The sequence below is a fragment of the Lysobacter sp. Root690 genome (genome assembly GCF_001427785.1).
Lineage (GTDB): Bacteria > Pseudomonadota > Gammaproteobacteria > Xanthomonadales > Xanthomonadaceae > Lysobacter.
The window spans coordinates 1-1,918 of record NZ_LMHM01000006.1 but is presented as its reverse complement, the minus strand read 5'-3'; the positions used below and the strand labels follow the sequence as shown (position 1 = coordinate 1,918).

2 protein-coding genes are annotated in these 1,918 nt (G+C 50.1%); both read left to right on the top strand.

All coding sequences use genetic code 11. The features are described from left to right. Positions 1 to 565, top strand: a 565-nt coding sequence (locus tag ASD86_RS25775) for an RHS repeat-associated core domain-containing protein (RefSeq protein WP_162253614.1), incomplete at its 5' end; no start/stop codon positions are given. Between the two features lie 5 nt (positions 566 to 570). After that, entirely contained in the window at positions 571 to 924 is a 354-nt protein-coding gene (locus ASD86_RS26420; RefSeq protein WP_157476171.1) for a hypothetical protein, read from the top strand. The last annotated feature ends 994 nt before the right edge of the window (positions 925 to 1,918 follow it).

The following is a 1,918-nucleotide window of genomic DNA, read 5'->3' as shown; positions in this document are numbered from 1 at the left end:
CGAACTGGACGAGAGCGGACTCTATTACTATCGGGCGCGCTACTACCATCCCGGGATGGCGCGGTTTATCAGTGAGGATCCGATCGGGTTGGCAGGCGGGTTGAATACTTATGCCTATGTCGAAGGGGATCCGATCGCCTTTATCGATCCGCTAGGATTGGAGCGGTTCGCTGGATACTGTGACGCTTTGAAGTACATGGGTCACTTCAGGTCAAGAGACGAAGCATTAAGTGCACTTCAAGATGCCCGACGTTCGCTTGGAAATGGTGATTCAAACGATTGGGATGCGCGCACGCCGCTAGGAAATCGACTAAGAAATGCTGAGAACTATGTTGCTTCCTATGTTGCGGTTCAGGATAGTTCTGATAAATGGCACGGGCAGACTGGAATGTATGTGTCAATGTTCTGGGCAGTGCCGGCTTATCACGGGATGAATGCGGTTTTTAAATTGAATCCTCATTCGCCAGCATCGAGCTCTGCCATATATGCCTCATGGGCCGGCCTTGCAGATGCCTGGATGGGAGCATCGCAAGCTGATCCTGACTGTGGTTGCAAGCGGGAATAATTTGCATGGAGCGAATGGCTAGATTATTTTTTATGCTCAATGGGGTAGTTTCCGTACTGTTGATTGCGGATGCAGTCCATTCCTTTTATCAGCGGGAAGTCGAGGGTGGGTGTTTCTTGCTTGGGCTAAGCTTCATTCTCAGTTTGGCCTCACTATTTCGTAAAGTTTTTTATATTCAGGTCGCTCTTTTGCTTTATTTTTTTTGTTTCGTTGGGGTAGTTATTGAGTCCTTTATCCCGTCAGTAGAAGCCGTGAACCGGACGCCTCCTGCACTTCTATTCCTTGTAGGCCCAGGTTCATTGTCTATGTCGGTACTGGCGCTCATTGCAGCAACTTATGTGCTTCGAAGAAGAGAATGAGCAGTCTGGCGCTGCTACGCTATGCCCGAGTTGCTCCGACTCAGGATGTGCTGGATTTTGCAGCTGGTGGTTTTGTCATAATAGGGTAGACGTGCGTTTGAGCGGGCATTGATCGGGGTGTGAAGGTCGAATCCGTTGCCGCAGCGTCAGGCGCCATATTTGTGCAATGACTTGTATGAAGGTAAATAACTGTCGGCGGTATTCCGGCCGGCCTGCCGAGTTTGGATTTCTAATAGGGGTGGTCCGCGCTCTCTTTGGAACGGTAATTACGTGCCATCAATAACTCATGCCCTGCCCGATCCGTTTCGTTATCGGCTCGCACCTAGGATATGGAAACTATCCAACCCACTGTCGGTCAGAATTGTTCAGCAGTGGGTGCGTATCCCTAATGTCTATAAGGGGGCGGCGATTGGTGGAGGTGCAGCAGGGATGGGCGCTAATCTGAATGATTGTGGGTGTTCGCAGTGAATAAATTTCTGGCTCAATTATTTTTCCGAGCAAAAAAACATCTGCTCTCGAGAGATTAATGCTTTATGTTTTCAAGAAGGAATTAGACCTCTAACAAGGTGCAGCGGCTGCCTGGTGGGGTGGAAGTAGACTTCTACCGGATGGCTGGTGGTGCAGTGGTTTTAGATCCGGCAATTGCGTTTGTAAATAAAGCGGAAGAGTAATTAGTCGCTAAAGTGGCGCTGGATTTGGTCGAAGCACGGCTATGTTGATTGCTAAGGTCTGGACGGTCAGTGGTTTTATTTTCTGCATTGAGTATGACGGCAACAGCAGGTTTTTTGATGAAGCATTAGGAATGGATCCGCTTCCGCGGCTTGAAGTCTGTTGCCAACTCATCGCTGATCTGCAGGGGTGAATAGGCGTGGGCTTGGCGTGCGTTCTGTCGACGACAATCATCGGCAGATCCAGTACCAAGGCCAAGCGCTGAGCTACGACTCCAATGGCAACTTGATCGGCGACGGCACCCGCACCTACGTGTGGAACAGCC

What these genes read in the sequence shown, in the direction of transcription:
- ASD86_RS26420 (WP_157476171.1), top strand. Translation starts at nt 571, where the DNA reads ATGGAGCGAATGGCTAGATTATTTTTTATGCTCAATGGGGTAGTTTCC.